This is a genomic window from Blastopirellula sp. SH421, assembly GCF_057808535.1.
Genome location: NZ_CM173712.1, coordinates 3,729,261 through 3,752,871, shown reverse-complemented (window position 1 = coordinate 3,752,871; position 23,611 = coordinate 3,729,261). Strand labels below are relative to the sequence as shown.

Below are 23,611 nucleotides of genomic sequence, written 5' to 3'. Positions count from 1 at the left end.
AACGTATTCCCAATAGAATCGAGACTTATGGAGTGAGACGCGGTATCAATTAGCTTTGCGGCACTGAGCGCCGCCCTCGCCTAAATGACGTTTCTCCGCTGGCCTTTACGGCTTTGGTGTTATGCCGAGAGATGACTAATCGCTCTCACCAAGCCCAAAGTGGGACAGTTCTGACTTGATACGATCCCGCCGCTCAAACGCCAACTTGAAAAAATAGATTTAGCTTTAGTCCAAAGGTCATTTCTCCCCGTGAAAAACCCTATTGTCCAAGAACGACGTGGTTTTACGCTCGTTGAGTTACTTGTTGTCATTGCGATCATCGGTGTCTTGATCGCCTTGTTGTTGCCGGCTGTGCAGCAAGCGCGAGAAGCGGCGCGGAGAATGCAGTGCACTAATCAACTCAAGCAATTGGGATTAGCGATCCACAACTACCACGACACGCACCGTTCGCTGCCGTTTCCGGATATGGGAATCACCTACAACGCAGGGAAATGGGTCAGCAGTTGGGGAATCGCACTCTTGCCGCAACTGGAGCAAACCGCCGCCTACAACTTGTTCAATCCTAGTGCAACGAACGGAGTTTCGGATCAGGCTAACCAGGCGGTGATTGGCGCGCAGTTGACGATGTTCAACTGCCCTTCGACTCCGCGGGGAAGCGGCCAGATTCAAGGGATCATTGAGGATCAGGCGACCACGACTTTAAACAATACCATGGTCGCGGGTACCAGTGACTATTTCATTGCCCGTAGCTTTCGCGACGACACCATCACTCCCAGAGAAATCACAGGCGCCTTGTTTGACGGTAGCTACAAAACGACGGTTGGACTCAACGCAATCACCGACGGATTGTCGAATACGATGTTCTTTTTCGAGCGGGCCAATTTTCCCAGTGTCGTCAAAGCGAACGGCTCACCCAAAGACGCGAGTGAGTACAGCTATCCGCAAGTGGTCGATACGCACTTTCAGGGTTGGTGGGCGTCAACCCAACATGACCGAATTCGCAGTTGGAACTTTGACGGCACGATCTACTACGGTCCATGCGTCATCAACTGCACCAACGACTGGGGAGGCGCCTATGCGTTTCACTCTGGCGGTATGAACGCTTCGGCTGGAGACGGTTCAGTTCGCTTCGTGAGTGAGACGGTCGACAAGTTGATATTTCGCGCCTTTATTGGACGCAACGAAGGGGAAGTGCTAGGCGAGTTCTAGTCTGCCAATCCAAGCTCGCATTCTGTTTAAAAAGAATTAATAATCAATGAACGTCCCTCGAGTCGCTCTTTGGGCAATTCTCGGTCTTGTTTCTTTGTGCGGTTGCAATAGTCGTCCCGCATACGAGACGATTCCAACATATCCCACCTCGGGAACGATCACGGTCAATGGTGTTCCAGCCAAAGGGGCGATTGTCAGGCTCTATCCCAAAGCGAAGCAGTCAGGCGTCAATTCGCCGCTTGCTCCGAGTGGACGCGCTGATGCGGATGGGGTGTTTCAACTGACAACCTATTCGGGTCCGGATGGCGCTCCTCCGGGAGAATACGCAGTATCCATCGAATGGCCAGATCCTGCTTGGCGACCGCCGGGTGGCGGGATGGCGCCTCCGCCGCCGGATCGGTTGGAGGGACGATTTTCAGATCCGCAACGGTCGAAGATTAACGTCACGATCAAGGCCGGGGATAACAAGATTGAGCCGATAGTCCTAGAAAAGGTCACTATTTTGAAAGGATCGTCGCTGCAGTGAGCGACGATCGTCGTTGTGTCGGACGCAAATCAGTGGGGACGAAATTACGGCTACGCAAAACCTGGTTGAAGATTCATCGTTGGATTGGTTTGACGCTAGGACTGTTGTTTGTCGTGACCAGTCTCACCGGCAGCTTCCTGGCGTTTCATCACGAAATCGACCGCTGGCTTCATCCAGAAATCTTTTCGGCGGTTAGCGATGGAGATCCGATTCGATTATCCGCTGCGATCGCAATAGCAGAACGAGAGACCGCTCAGCCAGCGCGGTTTGTCGATTGGCCAAGCGAGGAGAGTGGGGTCTGGACCGTTTGGTTTCAATCCGGACCGAAGGACGTTCCCGTCTTTACGCATGTCTACGTCAATACGCACCTGCCGCAAGTAGCAGGAAAACGGATCCGAGGAGAATATCTGGCGTCGTGGATCTACCTGCTGCATATGCAGTTGCTCTCTGGAGCAACGGGAGCAACGCTGGTCGGTCTCAGCGGAATTGCATTGATGCTTTCGATTGTTTCCGGGATCTGTCTTTGGTGGCCGCTGTGGAAGCATAGTTGGCGAGCTGCTTTCGCATTACGCGATAAGAGTCGTTTCAACTACGACGTCCATAAGTTGGTCGGAATTGTCGCAGCGCCGCTGCTATTTGTCGTCGCGTTTACCGGCGTTTACTTGGTCTTTCCTCAATGGATCAAACCTTCAGTTACGTGGATTTCATCCGAGACGAAATTTCCAACAGAAGACTTGCGCTCGAAAGCGAAAAGTGATGCCGTAAAGATTGATACCGACCAAGCGGTAGCCGCTGCTGAGAGCGTTTTTGCGGATGATCAAACCAAGCGGATATATTTGCCGTTGAAAGAAGATGATCCCTACGTACTGCGCGTACGTCGCCAGGGAGAAGTACGGCAAAGTTCTGGCAATAGCCGAATCTGGATTGATCAATTCGATGGCAAAATTCTCGCCGTGCGCGACTGGAACGATAGCAGCGCCGCCGATATTCTCTTCGCTTGGCAATTTCCCCTGCACAATGGGGAAGCGTTTGGCATCGCCGGACGCTGGGTTATTTTTTTTCTTGGTTTGACGCCTGCCATCCTTTATGTCACTGGTGTTTTGCTCTGGTGGAAACGGCGGAGCGCCAAATTGCGGAAAAGCCATTCCCGGTCTTCGGTCGCGAGGACAAAGAAAAACTCTGCCGTGGAAAGAGTCTAATGCGACATAATCACAAGGTTCTCGTGATGGCGACGATCAGCGCCGTCCTCTTCGCGGGGTGTTCTAATTCGCCGGCGCCTTTGCCTGCGCCAGCAACTAGCGAAATGATCACGATTGTTGATCTCGCGGGGCGGACCGTCGCTTTGAAGCGTCCGATCAAACGCATCGTGCTCATGCGTAGTCTCTGCATGTATGAATTGGCGACGGTGCTAGGCGATGAATTAGAAGAAAAGTTGATCGGCTGGGATTCTTCGCTGAAGACCGGAGATCAAGACGCCTATGAGAAGTTTGTGCAGCGATTTCCTAAGCTGAAAGAAGCGACGGTCCTGGGAGATGTGCTGCGCGATACGGTTAGTGCAGAAGCAGTGTTAGCTTTGAATCCAGATCTAGTGATCATGAGCACGTACATGCGCGATCGGAATTCAAAAGGACTAGAGCGACTTGAGAACGCCGGCGTTCCCTTGCTTTATCTGGAATTTTCGGATCCTTTGCGTGACCCGCAGCGGAGCATACGGCTGTTGGGAGAAGCGCTTGACAAGCGGGAGCGAGCCAACGCAGCCGCGGATTGGATTGACCAACAGATATTCGGGGTAACCAATAAGCTCGAAAAGCTGGACTCGCCTTTGCCGACGATTTACCTGGAAGCCGGCACGCTAGGAGCGAGCCAATACGGAAATACGTTTGGCAGCGATGACCAGGGGAAGCTCGCCAACTGGGGAAGCGTGCTCAATCAGATTCGCTGCCGCAATATCGCTTCCGATTCGGTCTCTGGCATGTACGGAATGGGAGTGATTAACCCGGAACTTTTGCTGACGGAAGATCCGCAGGTCATCGTCATCACTGGGGCGCACTGGACAGCATTTCCAGACAGTCTGCGGCTTGGCTATTTCGCCGATCGGATGAATGCGAAGCAACGCCTGCGAGAGTTCGCCAATCGACCCGGTTGGTCAAGCATTCAAGCGGTAAAAACCGGCCGCGTTCACGCAATCCATACACGTTTTGGGAGTCACATTACTGCATTTGCCGCTGTGCAACAATTGGCGCAATGGCTTTATCCGAAGGAATTTGAACAGCTTGACCCCGAAGCGCGATTGCACGAGTATCATGAACGCTTCATGCCGATCGAGTTTAGTGGAGTCTGGATGACAAGTATCTACGATGAGTGACTCATTGCCGCAAGCCGCAAGCGGTGGATATAAACGTCTGGGGAGACGTCGGCTACTGATTGTCGCTTTGTCGATGACGCTGATTGTCATCGCTTTTGTCGGTGATATTTTGACAGGCCCGGCAGCATTGCCAATCTCAGAGGTTATAGCGACGATAGGTAATCCAAGTTCGGCGAGCGATTCGTTACGAACAATCGTTTGGACTTTTCGCTTGCCCACGGCTCTGATGGCGCTGTTGGTGGGAGCATCTTTGGGGGTGGCCGGCGCCGAGATGCAGACAATTTTGAATAATCCGCTGGCTAGTCCCTTTACGCTTGGCATTTCGGCCGCGGCCAGCTTTGGAGCGGCGCTAGCGCTGGTAGTTGGCGGAGGAACCTTTGCATACGCCTCCACGCTCCTGGTGCCGGGATTTGCTTTTGCCAGCGCTCTCTTTGGCGCGGCGTTGATTTATGGAGTCGGGCGAATCAGAGGAGGTTCGACAGAAACGCTAATCGTTGGCGGCGTAGCGCTCCACTTCATCTTCAGTTCAGGAGTCGCCTTTTTGCAATACGTCGCCTCGGATGACACATTGCAAGCGATTGTCTTTTGGATCTTTGGCAGCCTGCAAGGGGCGACTTGGGGTAAGGTTGCAATGCTTGGCATCGTATTGACTACGGCTATGCTGTGGCTGGCTACGCATGCTTGGCGTCTAACCGCGATGCGACTGGGAGATAATCACGCTCGCAGCTTGGGAGTTGATGTCGAGCAACTACGAATGTTGACGTTGGGATGGATCTCCGTTTTGACCGCGACCGCCGTCTGCTTTACAGGGGCAATTGGTTTTGTGGGGCTCGTCGCTCCTCATCTGGCACGTGCGTCAGTTGGCGAAGACCAGCGATTTTTTATGCCGCTGGCGGCTATCTATGGAGCACTGCTCGTCTCCACAGCGGCAGTCATTTGCAAGCTGGCTATCCCTGGTGCAATTTTTCCGATCGGAATCGCGACTGCGGCGCTCGGCGCCCCGTTTTTCGCGGCACTTGCCCTGCTCAAAAGGAGAGCCTACTGGTGATCCTTTCTGCGAATCAGCTTTCGTTCCGTTATGATGCGGTGCCGATACTGACCGATGTCGATGTTCAAATCGGCCCCGGCGTCACCGCGATCATTGGTCCTAATGCTGCGGGAAAATCAACACTGCTAAAGTGTCTTGGCGGATTCCTGCGACCAACAGGCGAAATCAGTCTCGACGGGAAGAATTTGCGCCAGCTTTCGGTTCGCGAGATTACGGCGTCCATCAGCTATCTGCCTCAGGATTTCACCTCCCAGGGCGTTCTCACCGTGTTTGAGGCGGTCCTACTAGGACGCATTCATCAACTTGGCTGGCGCGTCACCGAAGAAGTGACCGACCTGGTGGAACGTCTGCTGGAGGAATTAAAACTTAGCCCGATCGCGAATCGCTATGTCAACGAATTGAGCGGAGGGCAAATGCAGATGGTTTCGATCGCACAAGCGGTGGTTCGTGAACCTACGGTGCTGCTGATGGACGAGCCGACCTCGAACCTTGATCTTCGTCGGCAGTTTGACGTCTGTGGTTTTATCCGCCGCCTGACCGATACGCGTGGGCTAAGCACCGCCATCGCGCTGCATGATTTGAACATTGCGGCGCGGTTTGCCGATACTATTTATGTGCTGCAAAATGGGAAGATCCGTTGTCAGGGGGCTCCAGCGGCGGTACTCACCGAATCGATGATCGCCGAGGTATACCAAGTCGAATCCCGTGTGACCTGGGACTCTGGGGGGCGTCCGCTGATTGCTGTCTTGGGGCCTTCGCCCTATTCTTACACGGGAGAGGCTTAGCGTACTCTGACGTCCAAAAAAACTGCGAAACGAATTCTCTCGGACGACCTTCCTATTATTGCTCGATTTTATCTTTATTCGGTCTTTAAGAATCTACGGTTCTCCGATCCGTTTTTGATCCTCTATTTCTTGGACCTGCAGCTTTCCTATACAGAGATTGGCCTTCTCATGGGATGGCAGCACCTCATCACCGTGATGCTAGAGTTTCCCTCAGGCATTCTCGCGGATTCGTGGGGGCGACGCCGCGCGACGGCGCTCTGTTTCGTCTTCTATAGTCTTTCCTTTGTGGGATTGGGGATGACTCCTTTCCCTGGCGCGATTCCGCTTTTCGCATGGCTTGCCGGGTGTCTGACCTGCTTCGCTTTGGGAGAAGCGATGCGTACCGGCAGTCACAAGGCGATAATGCTTGACTACCTTGACTCGACCGATCAGGCCGAGTTGGCGACCCAATTGATTGGCCGAACGCGAGCCGTCTCCAAATACTCGTCGGGCGCAGCAGCGATATGCGGGGGCATACTGCTAACGTTTACCCGAGACTATGCGTGGCTTTTCTATCTGTCAGCGGTGTCAGCGGTTTGCGGCTTTTTTCTGCTGTTGACCTACCCTCGCCAGTTGGAAGGCGAGGCTTATCGAGCGAGACGTACGAAATCGAAGGAAAGCCCGCCGCAGGACGCAGGAGGTCTTTGGGCGATGTGGCGGCAGCCAGGCTTTTCCGCCATTTTGGTTCAATCGATTCTGTTTGAAAGCCAAACCAAGATTACGCTTAAATATTTCACGCAACCGTTTCTAAAAGTTGGTTTGAATTTGTTCGGCGTTTCGATTATCGCTCCTCTAGGCGTTTCAGGAATCGCCGCATCGGGAGCACTTTGGGTTGGGTGCATAGAGTTTGCCCGTGACGGACTTGGTGGCGTGGGAGCACGGCTCAGCTCGGCTTACGAACGCTGGTCCGGAAATCGCGTGTTCGCATTGAATCAAATTTTCGCTTGTGGTTTTGTCGCGGTTGCTTGCTTGGCGCTGTGCAATTGGAATTTGCAGTGGGGACTGTTTCCAGGGCTCATGCTCTTGTTCGGTTTGACAATCCTGCAAAACATGCGACGTCCTATTTTTGTCAGCGCTCTCAATACGAAGATGGCGAAGCCGCTACGTGCGTCGGTCCTGTCGCTGGAAAGCTTTATCCGAGCCGCCACCGTGGCGGCGCTGCTCCCCCTGATTGGAATCGCCGCCGACACATTCGGGCTGGTCGCCGTCTGGGCGATTTGTTCCGCGATTTTCTCACTCGGGTTTTTTGTAAAATTAGACGCCGAGCTTTTTTCGACGCCGACCGAGGAGACGACCGGCCAGGCTCCACCGCTTCGATAGGTAACAACGCTCTTATGAAAAATGCTGACGAATTGAAACAGATCTTCCGCGAAGGCTGGCGTAACGCCGACGTTGTCGCTCATCGAGTCGAGCGGTTCATTGAGGGTGAGTTTGGCTACGAAGCCTCGCGAGCGGCCTGGAGCCAAGCGCTACGACAAGGGACGCTTCATTGCGACGTCCGTAAAGCCCTGGATTTGGGTACCGGGCCAGGCACAATTGCTCAAATGTGGGCCGAATTTGGCTACGAAACAACTGGAGTCGATTTCTCGTCGACAATGCTCGAAGCCGCTCGGCAAGTCACAACAGGCCGCGGCCTATCGATCGAATGGATCGAGGCGGATGCAGAGCATCCACCTTTTGAGCCAGAATCGTTTGACCTGATTTCGAGTCGCGCGCTGCTCTTTACGTTGCCGCATCCCGGCTATGCCGTCGCTTGTTGGACGAGGCTCCTACGCCCCGGCGGCGTGCTTATCCTGATCGGTGAGAACAGTCCAACCGATCCAGAGAAAATCAAGCGAGGCCATCGTCCCGCTCCCAACTGGTCGCCGGACGACGAATATCGGGATGCCCTGATGCAAATGCCTTTACGCGAGCATACCAATGCAGTCGTCCGTGTCCTGATGGAAGCAGTAGGACTTCAAGAGATCTGCAATATTCCGATGCAAGACGTAATCGCCGCACGTGCGGCACATGACGCACTCGATCCACCCTACGGAGTATTGCAAGGCACGCCGTATATAGTGGTTGGGCGCAAGCTGTAGTTGTGCGGTAGTTTTGCCGATCTCGACAAAGATTGCCTAGGGAGCAATGCGGTGATAATCACCTGCAAGTCTTGCTGAATGAAAGTAGTGTTTCAACAAGCTTCAATCGAGCAATAGTTAGATGAGTCCAGCGAAACGGACCGATCGTACTCTAGCATAGCGAAAGCTTCGACAAGGTCGCAAAAAGCGTGCTATATTCTCTCACCGGTTTGTTCTCCCTGATTTAGCTTGGAGCCTGAAAATGACTTCTTCCCTGAATGCTTGTCTGATGATTGGCCTTTTGTGCTTTGTGCCCGGTTTTGCGCTCTGCGCCGATTCTGAGCATGAAGAGATGCACAAAGAGCATCAGAAAGATGTCGAAGATCATCAAGAGTGGATGAATCAGATCGGCAAAATGCGGGTTCAGCACAAGCAGGCGCTCGCCGCGCTGGCGACGCTTGAAGCCGAAATCTTGAGCCATGACGCCATTCTCGAAGAGATGGCGGAAGAAATTCGCGTCCATGCTGAGCATATCGCCGAGCACGAAAAAGAAATTGATTCGCACGACGACCAATCCCACGACAAGCTTGAAAAGATGCACGAAGAGGTGCAAGCCGAACATGCCGCCGTTGCCAAGAAACTGGCTGGCATGGAGAAAGATCATAATGACTTGATTGATGGGTTGCTGAAATTCGTGAAGAATCATTTGGGCAAGTTCCATCACGCGCATGGCGACGAAAAATAGAGGATCATGAAGATCGCAATCGTCACCCGATCACATCCAAGATACGATAACGCCCGGCCGCATGCCGGGTGTTATCGTTTCGAATGTCGTCAGAATGCCTGTCGAGTCGTAAGCCAAGTCACTCAATGGCCATCCGTGGCCATCGCTGGTGTTTTAGGTTCCGTCCTACTTGAGTGACGCTAGTCTTGTTCGCTCACTTCAACCTCCTCGATCGCGGGCAGAGGATCGGTGAAGTTCGCCCATAGGCACGGTCCCTGCACCCATTCCCAGTCGGTCAGCAGGCATTGATCCAACTTTTCGCGAATCGTTGACTCGTCCATGTCGATTCCGATAAAGACCAGCTCTTGGCGACGATCGCCGTACTCCCCTTCATAGTGCGACTGCACTTCCCGTAATAGCTCTTCATCGTCGGGCAGCAAATCGGCTGGAGCGCCGGCCCACCAATATCCGACAGGCTCTATCAACATCGAGACGCCTGCCTGAGACCACTGGTAGGCAATGTCGTTTTTTGTCGCAATCCAGGCGAAGCCCTTACTGCGCATCACTCCGTTGAGTATGCCATTATCCAGGTCCAGCGCGGCCCAGATTCGTTCGGGATGAAAAGGGCGACGTGCCCGATAGACGAAACTGCTGATACCGTATTCTTCGGTCTCCGGGGCTTCACTGCCTCTTTCGGTTGCTAACCATTCTGGATTGTTTGAGGAATCGGCTAGCTGGTAGAGCTTAGTCCCGAGCACCTGATCCAAGTCGATCTGGCCATGGGAAGCTAAAACAATGCGGGCCGTCGGATTCAAACGACGAATTAACCCCTGGATCAGTTCCAAGCGATCGGCTTCGGCCAGGTCGAGCTTATTGATCACAATCACATTCGCAAATTCAATTTGATCGACCAGCAAATCGACGACGTTTCGCTTGTCTTCCTCGCTTAAGGCGACGCGTCTATCCATTAGGTCATCCCACGACGTATAGTCGGCCAAGAAATTGACCGCATCGACTACCGTCACCAGCGTGTCAAGCTCGGCGACATCAGAAAGCCGTTCGCCAGATTCATCCTCAAAGGTAAAAGTTTCCGCCACAGGCAGCGGTTCGCTAATTCCGGTGCTCTCAATCAGCAAGTAATCGAAGCGGCCTTCCTGCGCCAGCCTGCGCACTTCCAGCAACAAATCTTCTCGCAATGTGCAGCAAATGCAGCCATTGGACATTTCGACCAGTTTTTCATCTGTTCTACTTAACTCAGCGTCACCTTGACGGACGATCGCCGCGTCAACGTTTACCTCGCTCATGTCATTCACAATCACAGCAACCTTGAGTCCCTGACGATTTCGCAGGACATGATTTAAGAGGGTCGTTTTGCCTGCCCCGAGAAATCCCGATAAGACAGTCACCGGCAATTTTCGAGGTGAAATAGGAGCGATCATAAAGCGACTTCCTGAAAGTTTGAAGCTTGTGAATGTGATTCGCGCTAATGCGACAAATCAGTGAGAGTAGCTACGGAACGACAATCTGCGACCGGCTTAACGTTGCTGGATGGGTACGTCGGCAATCATCAGTTCCGGCGTTGCGTTCTGTTGTTGGGCCCAGGGCATGACGGGGAGGCTTTTTCGTTGTTGGTTCTGTCGAGAGAACTCTCGACGCAAATTCATCTGAAAAATATCAGCGTGCTGCGGATAACTTTGAACCAGCGCTGCATGGACCTGAATCGCGCGTCTTTGTATTTCAGCCTTGCCTTGGGGCGCTAACGCCATGATTGGAATACCCTGCAATGCAAGCCGCTCTCGCCACATCGCAATCCCAGACGAATCGTATGCAGGATCAAATAAAATTGCGCCGCAGTGGAGTAAGTCATTGGCCGGTGAGATTGCCACGTCGTCCGATCTGTCTGGCGCGATTTTTTTGCAAGATTCACGGTCAAGTATGCGGACTGTAACCGCATGGTTCGCGATTCGCTTGGTAAGTTCGAGCAAATGTGGGTCGCATGCTGCGACCCATTCGCCTTTGGTCTTCTGCGGGAAAAGAACCAACGGAATAAGCAAGAGCCAAGCGAGTAGGTATCTTTGTAACATCACAGGGTCTCTTTGAACTTCGACGACCAAGTGGCAAAGGGTGTGCATCTGCAAAGTGTATGCAAGAAGGTGGTTTGAAAAAAGGGTGGCTCCCACATTTTTCCAAAACCAGATGGTGGTATTTGGGATACTGGTCCGCTAGAAGGGGATCGTTTCTTGGTCTGTGCCAACAATTTGCGCCCCCTATATTCACAATTGTGATGCGAAACGCAATTCTTTTGCAAAAAAAGAGCCGTAGTCGATTGACCTGAGAGGACTGCTGGTCAAAATAGATGCGTTGACTGTTTTTTCGCCAATAATTGTCTATGTCCTCGCGAATTCGCCAAATCGCCGCGATTGTTCAGCTTTTCACTCTGCTCTTGGTAGGGGGAATTGCCGAAGGACTGCATGCACTACCGGGACTGGGGCACGACGGGCATAGTTGCAGGCATTCGCAGGTAACGTTGCACCCTCATCAGAAGCACCGCAGCGGAGAATGCTGCAAGTCTCACTTGCTTCACTCGAGCCATCTTGTCGTAGATTCAGAAATTTACTCCCTGCATGAATGCGCTATCTGTGAGATTCTCGCCGCTTGGCATGAAGTGGATCTGGGGACGAAGCCCGAAGTGACGGTAACGGCCGAAACATCGGACTGCGAGCCAAATGACGCACCGTGGTTTCGTGGTTGGTCGTCTGCTGGAGTAAGATCGCGCGGGCCTCCAACGCAGGGATAGGCTTAAATTCTTTGCGTCGTCACGAGTTGATCGTGATTCTAAACCTCTCAAAGTCTGCAATCGCCCGCAGCGCAGCGTTTGTATCGATGGTGATCGATACGGCGTGCGCTGACCTTGCGCTGAACGTCGAGTATGAATCCAAATTCAGTCAACTGGCTCAATAACCTGCTTACCCGCGACTACACGCCGGGGGCCAATCGCTATGTCTACTGGCTCAAGACGCCGATTGGCGTTTTGATTTGCGCGATGTTTTGCTCGCTGATCATTGGTTGGTTTGTTACTCCTCAGGGGTATGCCATTGTTGGTGCGATCGCTGGAGTATTAGCGATCGGCGTCGCTTGGCCTTGGGCAGGGCTGCGAGGAATCTCTTGCCAGATCAGTTTTCCTCAGTCACGTTGTGAAGAGAGAACCAGCATCGACGTTGCCGTTGTGATTACTAATCGCTGGCCGTTTCCTGTTTGGGGACTATCGATTGAACGCGGGTTCTTTGCGAAGGCAGAGCAGGGGAGTCCAACCGTTGTCTCGCTATCGCGGATTGCTGGATGGTCGACTTGTCGATTTACATTTCCTTTTCAGTCCGAACTTCGCGGCGTTTATCCAGAGATCTTGCCGCAGATTACCACCGAGTTTCCCTTCGGCTTGTGGAAAGCGGTTCGGCCATGCGGCGTCGAGCGCAAATTAACTGTCTGGCCACAGATTTTTCCGCTCTCGGCATTGCCGTTACCGCCGCAGACCACACGCGATATTTTCTGTGCAAGTGACTACCGAGCCGGAAATGATGGAGAGCGAATCGGCGCTCGGCCATACCGACAAGGCGATTCTCTCCGAAATGTCCATTGGGCGCAAACCGCGCGTTGTGATCGATTAATTGTTTGCGAACGACAGGGAGCGGCGCAAGCCGATGCGTGTATTGTGATCGATTGCTCCCCAAGTAGTCATCGCGGCGAAGGGCCCGATGCGACAATTCACTGGGCGTTGCGAATCGGCGGCAGCGTCGCCAATTCGCTGTTCCAGCAAAACGTAAGAGTCTCCCTAGAAATGGCTGGCGAAATCTTTGTGCTCGACCCGAGTCCGACAAGCTGGCAAAAAATGTACGACGCGATGGCGCGACTTGTGCCCATGGATTCTCCTCGCATCGCTTCACGCCGACGAACTGGAATGGTGATCGCGGTCCAGACCAGTCTCTCAAAGCCGCTCCCGGGAGTATCCCAAACGATTGTTTTAAACGCGATGCCTCCGAATACGATCCCGGTAGATACCCAGCCCTCAGATCCACAGCCACGCTGGGCGACCCCTTGGATCGAGATCGATTCGCTGTCGCTTGCCGCCACAGAGCTGCAAAACAGTTGGAAAAAACGACGCCTGGAGACTTGTCGCCATGTCTGATCGATTTTTGGTCCAACTAAATTGGATTTTGGTTGCGCTCGCCGTGATTGCGCTGCAGTTAGCATTGCATCGCGGGGGAGTTGGCGCATGGTGGAGTTGGGCGGAGATCTTTGTAGTTTTTGCGCTATCTATGTTCGTAAAACGGCTCTGGCGTCCTAGCGAAGTCATGAAAGACGCCAACCCGCCAGGCGGAGTTGTCGCGTTGTTGCTGATGATGGCGTTGGTCCATGTCAGCTTGGAAATTGTCTTTGGTTTTGTCGCGCCCCATTGGGGGCGGACTTTTGAGTTTCAAACTGCTCTGGCGCTGCGAAACTTAATGATCTCCGCCGCCGTGTTTGCTCAGTTTTCGGCACTACTGCGGTTATCCTCGGGGCTCAGTCTTGCACTCACCTGCTTTGCGTTCATCTTTGAGATCCATGCGTCGATTACTGCGATCGTCGGCATTTATGCGATGTTTGGCTTGTGGTGGCTGATCGGCAGCTATTGGGATCGGATTCAAGGGAAATTTCCGGAAGATACGCACCGCAGTGTTCCTAAGTACGCAGGTGCGCTGGCCTCTGGCGGTGTAATTCTTCTGGCGCTCGGTCTGTTTTTGTTGATCGGAAATCAACATACAACGACTGCATTGTCGGGCTTTATGCCCAGCTCCGGCGGTAATCGGATTGATAGCGCAGCCGCAAACTCTGGCGTAGGCGATGGTGAAGACCTTGTGGACGGCACGGAAGATGCGATGAGCTTTGGGCCGACAGAAAGTGAGGTCTTTCTCGAATCGCAGATGCCCAGTCTGTATGACGTTTTTAATGATACCTATGATTCGCCCGTCAAACGAAAAAAAACAAACGAACGCCAACGAGCGATCGCGCTAGCGCCTGATAAGCTTCAGCATCGGCATCAAAAAGTCGCTCGCAGCGAGCAGTCCGGTCGCCAATTCAGCCTACTGCGCAAGCAATCGCAGGCCAAGAAAAAAAGCATGCAAGATCGCACGTCGCATGCGCTGCTGTATGTCAAAGGTCGGACCCCTTTGCACCTGCGGACTAACATCTACGATCGGTTGGAAGGTACGGAGCTGATCCAAGCCCAAGCGACATCTTCCCCGAGCATGATGATCACTCAGGAGAATCAAAAGCCGTGGCTCAAAATCCGTTGCTTGGTGAATGATTCCGATATTGCCTACGTCGAAGTACACCTGCTGAAATTTATCAACCTCAAATCGCCTCGGGTTCCGAGTCCTCCGCATCTTTCGCAGCTACATATCCCTGATGTCGACAAGGCTGATCTATTTGGCTGGACGCAAGATGGAGTATTGCGACTAGATGCCGATCGGATTCCGCCGACTACCGTGATGCGACAGCGTTTCTTTTTGATCGATGGAGCGCTTCTTCAAAGTAATCGCTATGGCGAAAAATTTTCGGAGACGATGACCGAGCTTGCAGCCGAAGAATCTTCGCTACGCTTGCGCGAACTCGCCAAGGCTTGGGTTGGCGACGTTCGCCCCGGTTGGGAAGCGATCGAAGCAATCGCCGCGCACCTGCGGAATGACTATATCCACAAGCGGGAGCTGCCCAGTGCTGAAACAACCGTCGATCCCATTGAAGAATTTCTTTTTGAGTCAAAGCAAGGCCCGGACTATTTGTTTGCGACCAGCGCTGCACTGCTGCTACGCGAACTGGGCTATCAGGTCCGCATTGTTAGCGGTTTCTATGCGTCTCCTGAGCGGTACGACGCACATAGCGAACAGACGCCGATCTACGCAGATGACGCCCATTTTTGGGTCGAAGTCTCGGACGGCGTCAATTGGCATCCGGTCGAGCCGACGCCGGGCTACCAGTTGCTCGCACCTCCCCAAGATCTTCGGACTCGTTTAGCGGAGTTCATTTGGCGTCTTGCTCAGTCGACTTGGGGACGAAAGTGGAGCATCCTACTGACCTGCATCCTTGTGCTGATGACCTGGGTTTTGCGAATTGCAATCTTGGACGCTGCAGCACGGTTTGCCAATTGCTGGGCTGTTCCCCGTGATCATCGTCGGCGGGTCTTGCGCACGTTAAAGGTCATGCAAGTTCGCGAACGATTCTCTAGTGAACGTCGCCCGCAAGGAGTGACGATCCAAGCATGGCTTGCTCGCAAAACGATCGCCGCCGAAGAAGAACTGCTGCAGATTCAATCGATATCGCTATGCGGCTGGGCCTTGTATGGAGGAGCGTCAAAATGTCCGATTCCGATCGCAGAGCTTGAAACGCTTCGTTTTTTTACGCTCGAACTTAGTCGCCGACCACTTTCTTTACGTAAGTAACCACAAAACTATCAATGACGACAAACCGCATCACTTCCGTTGAACAGCAATCCCAAACGAGTGTTTCGACCTGTGAGTATCAACCGGTTATTGATGAACTACGACATGCATTAAACTCGACTCTCAAAGGTAAGAATGAGGCAGTTGAACTGGTCATCGCGTGCTTGCTAGCTCGAGGCCATCTTCTGTTAGAGGACTTGCCGGGACTGGGGAAGACGACGCTCGCCAAAGCACTGGCGATCTCGGTTGGTGGTCGCTTTGCCCGTGTCCAGTGCACGCCTGACTTGTTGCCGACCGATGTGACTGGATTCAGCATTTTTAATCAGAAGACGCGAGAGTTTGAATTTGTCGAAGGGCCGGTTTTTTCAGAGGTCTTGCTGGCCGACGAGATCAATCGCGCAACCCCGCGGACCCAAAGCTCGCTGTTTGAAGCAATGGCCGAACGTCAGGTGACAATCGACAAGCTGACGCATCGCTTGACCGATTCGTTCTTTGTGATCGCGACTCAAAACCCTGTGGATAGTCATGGCGCTTATCCGCTGCCAGAGGCGCAACTCGATCGATTTGCGATGAAGCTGACCTTTGGATATCCTGACCGGGCAAGCGAACTGGAGATGCTTGCCGAAAATATTGGCGCCGCAAATCAAGGGCGTGCGCCACTGTCGGCAATTTTAACGCCGCAGTCCCTGCAGCATTTGCAAGCCCATGTGGCTGCGGTTCATCTCGAAGAGAGCGTTCTCCGCTATCTCGTCGACTTGGCGACCGCAACGCGTGAGCATCGCGATATCACTCTTGGTCTTAGTCCACGCGGACTACTAACCTGGCAGCGAGTCTCTCAAGCAAGGGCGCATCTTCGCGGTCGCGATTATGTCACGCCGGATGATATTCAAGATGTCGCATTGCCAGTGCTGCAGGTTCGCCTTTCCGGCGACTTTGATCATCCGCGATCAGTCATTGAAGCAGTGCTAAATGATGTCAAAGTTCCCATCTGCCGATAGCCCCAAGGAATATTCATGATGAATCATCGACGGATGAACTCTTATTGGTTGGCAGCGGGTCTCGGACTGCTTGCCTTGTTGGGTTGCATCTCCTCTTCAAGTGAACATGCCGAGCATCACGATCCACCGCATCGTCCAGTTGATTTTGTGGCTGCCGTTGAGCGTCTGCAAGCGATTCAAACCGCCGGCTCTACCGGAAGCACGATTCCCTCCCAGCATCCTGAAGCCGATCTTCGATTAGAAGGTGCGGATCTGCTCGTGTGGTTACCTGAGTTAGCAGCAGAGTCGGATCTGTCACGCGAAGACTGGAACCAGATGTATCAGGCAACCGCAATCGTCCGCCGCAAAGCATTTCAGACTTCTTTAGCGGAGCTGAGTGAACAACTGAAAATCGTATTACCAGAGCTTGATCGCTGCGCAAATTTGATTCGCAGTCAGCGGCTCGCGTTTCAATCGCCCTCTGCGCTCGAACCGAACTCTGTCGAAGGAGAGGACCATTATGATTGATTCCATGTTTTGGGGCGCTCTATTGCGATTCAGCCAAGCCGCTGTCGCTGCGATTCCAACAATCCTAATCGGGATCTTGGTCGCGGCGATCTTTCGCGTTTGGTTGGGGGCAGTCGGCACGCGCAAACTGTTTGGCGAATCAGGTCTTAAGTCGCTGTTTTACGCCTGGTTGATCGGCATGTTGTTGCCAGTCTGTTCTCTCGGCGTGATCCCAATCGCAATGGAGCTGCGCCGCGCCAAGCTTTCTGGCGGAACCATCTTGGCGTTCGCATTGACGGCGCCGCTGTTCAATCCGATCTCTGTACTATACGGACTTACGCTCTCGGATCCCGTGGTGATCATTACCTTCTCGTTTTGCTCGCTTATCATCGTGACGGGTTGCGGATTGCTTTGGGATAGGTGTTTTCGGACAGATATTCAGCTAACTGCCGCAGATCCGCCCGTTGTACCAGAAGGCTGGCGACGCTTGCTAGCCACCGCATTATTTAGCCTGCGCGAGATGACCGGTCCAGCAATGGGTTACATCCTCATTGGCCTACTCGGGGTCGCTGCACTGAGCATCGCGCTTCCTTACGCTAGTCTTCAGCAATCTGCCGAACACGATGACCCTACTGCGATTTTGTTTATGACGGCGATCGCGATTCCGGCTTATGCGACCCCGATGGTCGCGATGGTGCAATTGGCGTCAATGTTCGCCCATGGAAACTCAGTAGGAGCCGCATTTGCTCTGCTCGCATTGGGAGCAGGCGCCAACGTGGGACTTATCGCTTGGATGATGCGCTCCTACGGAATGGGACAGACGGCCGCTTGGTTTGGAATTTTGGTCGGCGTCGTTGTAGGACTATCCTACGCGGTTGATGGTCCCCTCTATCCGCAAGGAGTCGATCCGGCCGGCCATACGCATGCATTTGACTCGTACTGTGCGCCATTTAACTCAAATACACGAAACCCAATGAGCTTGGCCTGGATCGATCTGACCAAAAAGATCGCTCCGCATGAACAAATAGGGATCGGCATGTTTGCGGTCGCGTTGCTGTGCGCTGTCGGCATTCGTTTCTCCGACCCCAATCGTCGTATTGAAGCATGGTTGCAAACTGCGCCGGTTGCTTCCAGCACGATGGATCGCACCATTCCAGGGCCGATTCTGGGCGTGATAAGTTTGGTTGGCTTAGTTGTCATCAGCATCTCTGGCTGCTATCTCTATTATCCTCCTCCGCACGAGATCTTTGAAGAAATGCGAGCGATCAACACCGAGGTCATCTACGGATCTCGAACCGGGCGCTGGGAAGTAGCAGAGCACTGGATCCCGATCTTCGACGACTGGAGCCGAAAATTAGAGGTAAGCCAGTTTCTACGCAGCGGCGAAGTAGAGCCCTACCATCAATACAAAGGGCAAGTCTTCCGCGAAAACCTAGAGCGACTAGAGCACGCCGTTGAGGATCAACAGCGAGACAAAGCGAAGCAGCTATCCCGTAAAGTCAATGATGCCTATACCAGACTGCGCAAGTCCTATCTAAACACGCCGTCACCGCCGCACCCCAAATCCTAACGCAGCGGCATAGCCATTCTTTAGCAGGGGATTTGTCCCTATGTTTGTCGAAGTCCCAGAGACATATAGGCGCCGTCAGAAAACCAAAATTTAACTTCTGTCGTTTAGCCTCGAAGGCTTGATAGAGGAGCTTTTGCTTTCAATTCAAGGAAGTAATCAAGGAACGGCATCGACAAATGAATGTTCCATGGGAGCTGATTCGCGACATCTTTCTGGCGGCGACGGGGCGTCCTCGGATTTCGCAGCGGCTGGTCGTCGATGGGATTCTGGGGATCTTGCGATCCGGCGCTCCGTGGCGCGACCTGCCCGAGAAGTACGGTAAGTGGGGGACGGTCGATGATTTGTTCACCATCTGGAACAGCGACGGAACGTTACATGAAATTCTCGATCTGCTGCAGGCAGCGTATGTAAACACCGACACGATCAACGAAGAATTGTGGTGCGTCGACGGAACCGTTATTCGCGCCGCTTGCTATGCGGCAAGAGCAAAAAAGACGTAGCGATGCAGCTTGCAGAGAAGTGTTAGGCCTCATTTTCGCTGGGGCTTCCATTCATCTCGAAATGTAACCTCCCCCATGAATCAGCCCATCCTTGGTGGATGGTGAAACTACGATGCTAATTTCGCGAGCGCACACCCCGGCGGATGCAATTTTCTGACTGGGGATGGGGCGGTTCATTTCATTCCTGAAACGGTGAACTTCGAGACCTATAACTTGCTCGCCATCCGAAACAGCGGTCGGCCGGTTACCCTGCTGTCAAACGAACTGAATGACTTCGAGGGATAGGATTCGGGGATGAATCGTATCCGCATAAAAAATGCTCTTGATGGGCGGAAATGCTCTCTGGCTATCCGCGCTGTTTGCAAGCGAGTTGTGCCCCTCTAGCAGCTAAACTATGCTGTTAACGTAAAAGTCGCCCTCCTCCCACTTTCATGCTCACCTGCCTGTTGTTTCTAATTGAGTGGGTTGTCAGGTGACGATTTTATCACCGGCGCCTGTCTGACATCGCAATTGGCAGGCCAGGCGCCAAGCAGGAAATCTGGCGTAGCCAATCACTAACAAAATCGTTGAAGCAGTTAGAGTGGTTTATGGGCTCGTCGACATTTCCTTCCTACCGGAGAACGAAGTGACTGGACCGAGTAGAATTGGAGGAGTCTCACTCCTTGCATTTTGGCTTATCGGCTCGCTGGCGCAGGCCCAAAATCTCGAATCGCCTTTTGTCGCAGGATTTGAAAGGTTTGCCCGTCATAAAGTCGTCCAGGCGAGCATCAGCGGACAATTGCTGCTTACGGAACTTAGTTGTACAGCATGTCACACTACCAACTCGTTAGCACTGATGCCAAAACGGGGGCCACTATTGACAGGCGCTGGAAATCGGGTGCGAGTGGACTGGATGCGGGAGTTCCTGAGCTCGCCGAACAAAGTCAAACCAGGCACGACAATGCCCGATATGTTAGGCTCCCTGCCCAAAGCAGAACGCGCGGAAGCGGTGAATGCGCTGGTTGCATTTCTATCGACGCAACAAAGCCCCTTTCCTGAAGCGAAGGCTAGCGGTGCGAACCCCTTGCCTCACGAGTTTTGGACGAAGGGTAACGCCGAACGTGGTGAAAAGTTGTATCACCTTGTCGGCTGCGTCGCGTGCCACGCGCCCGATGCCGAATATCAGGGAGGGCATTCCAAACCATCGGCCATGGCGGCGCTGCTATCCTCATTGGATCCCGAGGATATCGAAGAGATGGGATTAACGGAAGCGGTTCGGCACGCGCCATCGGTTCCGTTACCAGACTTGTCTGCCAAGTACAGCTCTCAAGCGCTAACTTTCTTTTTGGTTTCTCCGGAAAGCGTGCGTCCCAATGTTCGGATGCCAAACTTGAAATTGGAATTGGTCGAAGCAGCCGATCTCGTGGCCTACCTAACAAAAGCTTCACCCCACAAGTCTGACAAAGCTTCCCCCTCTGAGAATTCCTCACTGGTCGAAAAGGGGCGAGCGCTATTTACCTCGCTGTCATGCGTAAACTGTCACGAGGTCGATGGCCTGGAGTCTGTACGCCAAGCAAAGCCGCTCGCCCAACTCTCTCAGAGTTTGGAGTTGGGTTGCCTTGGTGAGCCGTCGCCGGGTCTTCCTCATTTCAGTCTGGACCAGCTGCAAATCAAGTCGATTACTGCTGCTCTGCGTGAATTGGCGGTGAAGGAGAGCGAGGAATCTACGCCAGCTTCGCTGGAACTTTCGCTCCTGCAACAAAACTGTTATGCCTGCCATCAGCGGAACAATCGTGGCGGAATTGGTCCGGATCGAGAACAATATTTTGAAACGGTTTCACACGTCGACCTGGGTGATGAAGGTAGATTGCCTCCTCCGCTAGATCACATCGGATATAAACTGACCCCGACTTGGCTAGCCAAGGTGCTGGAGGGATCGGGCGACGTCCGGCCTTACATGCAGATCCGTATGCCCCAATTTCCCAAGAGCTTGGCGGAGCGATTGCCTGCGGCTTTCGCAAGCGCCGACCAACCATCGCCGGCTCATGTAGCGGGCAGCTTCTCGAAGGAGGCGGGTTTGGCGGACGCCGGCCGCATGTTGCTGAATAACGGCTGCGTCCAGTGCCATCCAATTCAAGGAGAAGCGGTTTCGGGAGCGATGGGAGTGGATCTTGCAATAGCGGCCCAGCGGGTGAATCCCGATTGGTTTCTAGAATTCCTGAGAAACCCTACAGAACTTAAAAACCGAACGCGCATGCCTTCTTTCTTTCCCAATGGAAAGAGCGCCATACCAGATATCCTCGATGGTGACATGGACCGTCAAATTACGGCCATGTGGAGTTATCTGAAGGATGTAAAGTCGCAACAGTTGCCCGAGAAGATTTTAGAAGCGAGGTCTCAAGAATTTGAGCTCGTTCCCAATGAGCGTCCGATTCTGATTCGAACATTTATGGAATCGGCGGGAACGCATGCGATTGCGGTGGGCTTTCCTGAACGCGTTCACTATGCGTTTGACGCCGAGCAGATGAGACTGGCGCAAGCGTGGCGAGGTCGCTTTCTCGATGCTTACGGAACCTGGTTTGTCCGCGCCGCGCCCCCAGCTCTGCCTCTTGGTTCCGACATCGTTTCGCTTCCCTCTGGTCTGGCGTTCGCCCTATTGCCGACCGGCGACGCTCGCTGGCCTGCGGAAGCGGAAGAAGCGGCGCAGTACCAATTTTTAGGATATCAATTTGATCCCAAAGGCATTCCGACGTTCCGCTACCGCTATCGCGACTATGTGATAGAGGATCGCATTGAAGCGGCCAGCGGCGGAGGCTTGAAACGGACTCTGAACATTGCGTCCAAGGGTAAAAATGCAAACAAAGATAAGCTTTGGTTCCGAGCGTATCGAGGCAAGAACTTGAGTCTGCAGGATAATATTTGCAAGGTTCCCGACAACGTCATGGTTACTCTAAAATCACCGAACGAGAACGCGGTTCAATGGCACGATCCAGATGATTCTGAAGGGATGGAATGGCGCGTGCCCGTCAGTACCCATCATCAGCTGGAGGTGACCTACCAATGGTGAAACGCCTGACGCTGCTGATCGTGATCGCATTGGTGTTTGCATTAGGAGAGGTTGGACTCGCGCAGAATCCTGTCGAGAACGACTTTTACAAACTGATCTCGGTCCATATTTCTAAATCAGCTCAACACTCTCGCGCTGCGAACTGGAAACCCGCGCCGGAGGATCTTGCCTTGGAAGTCAGCGGCATAGCGGTGCTGGATGAAGACCGTGTCGCCGTGGTGATCCGCAAGGGAGAGATCTGGATCCTGAAGGGAGTCTTCCATGATCCGCCATCAAATGTAGAGTACCACCAATTCGCTTCCGGCCTGCACGAGCCTTTGGGGTTAATCTGGCAAGATGATGCTTTCTACACTATTCAGCGAACCGAGCTGACCCGCATTCGAGACACAAGCGGAGACGGCCTTGCCGATCAGTACAGCACGATCACAAAAGGCTGGGGCGTAACAGGCCATTATCATGAATACGCCTACGGACCAGAGTTGGATGGCGAAGGTAATCTATGGCTCACGCTGAATATCGGCCTTGGTCTTCGCGGAGACCAATTGAAACGGGCCATCCATGAGCCAACGCTCAATGTAACGCAGGGGCTCTGGCGAGGCTGGGGAATGAAACTTACGCCCGCTGGCGATCTCATTCCAGTATGCGCCGGTATGCGGTCTCCCTCTGGATTAGGTGCGAATCTGGAAGGTGACATGTTTTATACCGATCAACAAGGCAATTGGGTCGCAACGAATAGCCTGCATCATATGCGTGAAGGGGCCTTCTATCACCACCCAGAAGCGCTTGCTTCGATGAATCAGCCGGGCTCACCAATCGACGATATTTCGGCGATTCCTGAAGGCGTCCCTTTCCCTGAAGCAGTCCAACGTCTACCGCAAATGCGTCCTCCGGCTGTTTGGTTTCCCTACAAAAAGGTTGGGCAATCCCCGACGGATATTCTCCTTGACTCCAGCGATGGCAAATTTGGTCCATTTAGCGGCCAGTTATTCGTTGGCGAGTTTACGCTTTCGTCGGTCCACCGAGTCTTTCTGGAAAAGGTGGGCGGGGAGTATCAGGGAGCGGTGTTTCCTTTTCGCTCAGGATTTGCTTCGGCTGTTTTGCGTCTGGGCCAAGGGGCGGACGGGAGCATGTTGGCCGGATTAAGTAATCGTGGATGGAGTAGTCTGGGCACCGCCTCTTACGGCCTACAGCGGCTTGTCTGGACAGGGCAGACCCCATTTGAAATCCAAGAGATGCGTGCGTTACCAAACGGTTTTGACCTAAAATTCACTCAACCTGTCGATGTCATGACCGCAAGCGACGTCGCATCGTATGCGATGACAAGCCATACCTATCTTTATCATGGCGCGTACGGAAGTGACGAGATTCAAAAGCAGAATCTAGAAATAACCAAGGCCCAGGTTTCAAAAGACGGACGGAGCGTTCGGTTGACAGTTTCTGGTTTACGAAAGCTGTTCGTACATGAGCTTCGAGCTGAGGGAGTCCGCAGCCGCAAAGGCGAGCCACTTCTCCATGCCGACGCTTACTATACGCTCAACAAAATACCACCGTCGAGCGATCCATAGCGTTGTGACTGCTGCCAATTTGGAAGTCTGTACAAGGGCACTGCCGTTTTGCCTCAAGTGGTTATCTAATTTCCATTTCAACCTGTTAAGCCGTTAGCCACACGCCGGCCGTTGGCCAGCTTGACGCAACCAACAAGCGGGCGATTTCGCACGACTTCGCTAGGTAAACCCTTTCGGTGGTGACGAACAACGTGTTGAGGCGCTGTTTCAATCCAGT

The 23,611-nt window shown here is 53.2% G+C and carries 20 protein-coding genes and 1 pseudogene; 18 read left to right on the top strand and 3 right to left on the bottom strand.

The features are described 5' to 3' along the window. Nucleotides 1-249: 249 nt before the first annotated feature. The 9 genes from SH421x_RS15360 (at nucleotide 250) to SH421x_RS15320 (ending at nucleotide 8,777) form a co-directional block, all read left to right on the top strand. Nucleotides 250-1,209, top strand: coding sequence for a DUF1559 family PulG-like putative transporter (locus SH421x_RS15360; protein WP_488850184.1), 960 nt, complete (start codon nucleotides 250-252; stop codon nucleotides 1,207-1,209). A gap of 46 nt (nucleotides 1,210-1,255) precedes the next feature. After that, entirely contained in the window at nucleotides 1,256-1,735 is a 480-nt protein-coding gene (locus tag SH421x_RS15355; RefSeq protein WP_488850182.1) for a carboxypeptidase regulatory-like domain-containing protein, read from the top strand. Continuing rightward, entirely contained in the window at nucleotides 1,732-2,934 is a 1,203-nt protein-coding gene (locus tag SH421x_RS15350) for a PepSY-associated TM helix domain-containing protein (RefSeq protein ID WP_488850180.1), read from the top strand. The genes SH421x_RS15355 and SH421x_RS15350 overlap by 4 nt, the downstream gene beginning before the upstream one ends. Continuing rightward, a complete protein-coding gene (locus SH421x_RS15345; RefSeq protein ID WP_488850178.1) occupies nucleotides 2,934-4,100 on the top strand; it encodes an ABC transporter substrate-binding protein in 1,167 nt (388 codons plus the stop codon). Before SH421x_RS15350 ends, SH421x_RS15345 begins: the two co-directional genes overlap by 1 nt. Continuing rightward, complete coding sequence (locus SH421x_RS15340) at nucleotides 4,093-5,148, top strand: FecCD family ABC transporter permease (protein ID WP_488850176.1); 1,056 nt, start codon at nucleotides 4,093-4,095, stop codon at nucleotides 5,146-5,148. The genes SH421x_RS15345 and SH421x_RS15340 overlap by 8 nt, the downstream gene beginning before the upstream one ends. Continuing rightward, nucleotides 5,145-5,933 (top strand): ABC transporter ATP-binding protein, encoded by a 789-nt coding sequence (locus SH421x_RS15335; RefSeq protein WP_488850174.1) that lies wholly within the window; start codon nucleotides 5,145-5,147, stop codon nucleotides 5,931-5,933. Before SH421x_RS15340 ends, SH421x_RS15335 begins: the two co-directional genes overlap by 4 nt. A gap of 6 nt (nucleotides 5,934-5,939) precedes the next feature. After that, nucleotides 5,940-7,292 (top strand): MFS transporter, encoded by a 1,353-nt coding sequence (locus tag SH421x_RS15330; RefSeq protein WP_488856444.1) that lies wholly within the window; start codon nucleotides 5,940-5,942, stop codon nucleotides 7,290-7,292. Nucleotides 7,293-7,306: 14 nt separating this feature from the next. Next, nucleotides 7,307-8,053 (top strand): class I SAM-dependent methyltransferase, encoded by a 747-nt coding sequence (locus SH421x_RS15325; protein ID WP_488850172.1) that lies wholly within the window; start codon nucleotides 7,307-7,309, stop codon nucleotides 8,051-8,053. A gap of 241 nt (nucleotides 8,054-8,294) precedes the next feature. After that, nucleotides 8,295-8,777 carry a hypothetical protein gene (locus SH421x_RS15320; RefSeq protein ID WP_488850170.1) on the top strand — a complete coding sequence of 161 codons (483 nt, stop codon included), beginning with the start codon at nucleotides 8,295-8,297 and terminating at the stop codon, nucleotides 8,775-8,777. 179 nt (nucleotides 8,778-8,956) lie between these two features. On the opposite strand, the gene zigA is transcribed toward SH421x_RS15320, so the two are convergent. Together zigA and SH421x_RS15310 are read right to left on the bottom strand one after the other, a co-directional pair. Continuing rightward, nucleotides 8,957-10,195, bottom strand: a complete 1,239-nt coding sequence (gene zigA / locus SH421x_RS15315; protein WP_488850168.1) for a zinc metallochaperone GTPase ZigA — start codon at nucleotides 10,193-10,195, stop codon at nucleotides 8,957-8,959. A 96-nt stretch (nucleotides 10,196-10,291) separates the two neighbouring features. Then, nucleotides 10,292-10,840 (bottom strand): hypothetical protein, encoded by a 549-nt coding sequence (locus SH421x_RS15310; protein ID WP_488850166.1) that lies wholly within the window; start codon nucleotides 10,838-10,840, stop codon nucleotides 10,292-10,294. A gap of 845 nt (nucleotides 10,841-11,685) precedes the next feature. On the opposite strand from SH421x_RS15310, the gene SH421x_RS15305 reads away from it, so the two are divergent. The 9 genes and pseudogenes from SH421x_RS15305 to SH421x_RS15265 all read left to right on the top strand — a co-directional run bounded on the left by SH421x_RS15305 (nucleotide 11,686) and on the right by SH421x_RS15265 (nucleotide 23,394). Beyond that, nucleotides 11,686-12,939: a DUF58 domain-containing protein gene (locus SH421x_RS15305; protein WP_488850164.1), complete on the top strand. Its 1,254-nt coding sequence runs from the start codon at nucleotides 11,686-11,688 to the stop codon at nucleotides 12,937-12,939. Then, a complete protein-coding gene (locus tag SH421x_RS15300; RefSeq protein WP_488850162.1) occupies nucleotides 12,932-15,229 on the top strand; it encodes a transglutaminase-like domain-containing protein in 2,298 nt (765 codons plus the stop codon). Before SH421x_RS15305 ends, SH421x_RS15300 begins: the two co-directional genes overlap by 8 nt. Nucleotides 15,230-15,243: 14 nt before the next feature. Then, nucleotides 15,244-16,227: an AAA family ATPase gene (locus SH421x_RS15295; RefSeq protein ID WP_488850160.1), complete on the top strand. Its 984-nt coding sequence runs from the start codon at nucleotides 15,244-15,246 to the stop codon at nucleotides 16,225-16,227. 15 nt (nucleotides 16,228-16,242) lie between these two features. After that, the gene (locus tag SH421x_RS15290; protein WP_488850159.1) at nucleotides 16,243-16,734 is read left to right on the top strand and encodes a hypothetical protein; all 492 of its coding nucleotides are present in this window, start codon (nucleotides 16,243-16,245) and stop codon (nucleotides 16,732-16,734) included. Then, nucleotides 16,727-18,283: a permease gene (locus SH421x_RS15285; protein WP_488850157.1), complete on the top strand. Its 1,557-nt coding sequence runs from the start codon at nucleotides 16,727-16,729 to the stop codon at nucleotides 18,281-18,283. The genes SH421x_RS15290 and SH421x_RS15285 overlap by 8 nt, the downstream gene beginning before the upstream one ends. Nucleotides 18,284-18,459: 176 nt before the next feature. Next, nucleotides 18,460-18,783: a transposase gene (locus tag SH421x_RS15280; protein ID WP_488850156.1), complete on the top strand. Its 324-nt coding sequence runs from the start codon at nucleotides 18,460-18,462 to the stop codon at nucleotides 18,781-18,783. 126 nt (nucleotides 18,784-18,909) lie between these two features. Further along, nucleotides 18,910-19,068: pseudogene (locus tag SH421x_RS15275) on the top strand (DUF1559 family PulG-like putative transporter); the annotation flags it as partial. A gap of 664 nt (nucleotides 19,069-19,732) precedes the next feature. Beyond that, entirely contained in the window at nucleotides 19,733-21,829 is a 2,097-nt protein-coding gene (locus tag SH421x_RS15270; RefSeq protein ID WP_488850155.1) for a cytochrome oxidase, read from the top strand. Beyond that, nucleotides 21,823-23,394, top strand: a complete 1,572-nt coding sequence (locus SH421x_RS15265; RefSeq protein WP_488850154.1) for a hypothetical protein — start codon at nucleotides 21,823-21,825, stop codon at nucleotides 23,392-23,394. The genes SH421x_RS15270 and SH421x_RS15265 overlap by 7 nt, the downstream gene beginning before the upstream one ends. Before the next feature lie 85 nt (nucleotides 23,395-23,479). Here the strand turns inward: SH421x_RS15265 and SH421x_RS15260 are convergent, their stop codons facing one another. After that, nucleotides 23,480-23,605: a hypothetical protein gene (locus tag SH421x_RS15260; RefSeq protein WP_488850152.1), complete on the bottom strand. Its 126-nt coding sequence runs from the start codon at nucleotides 23,603-23,605 to the stop codon at nucleotides 23,480-23,482. Nucleotides 23,606-23,611 lie beyond the last annotated feature (6 nt).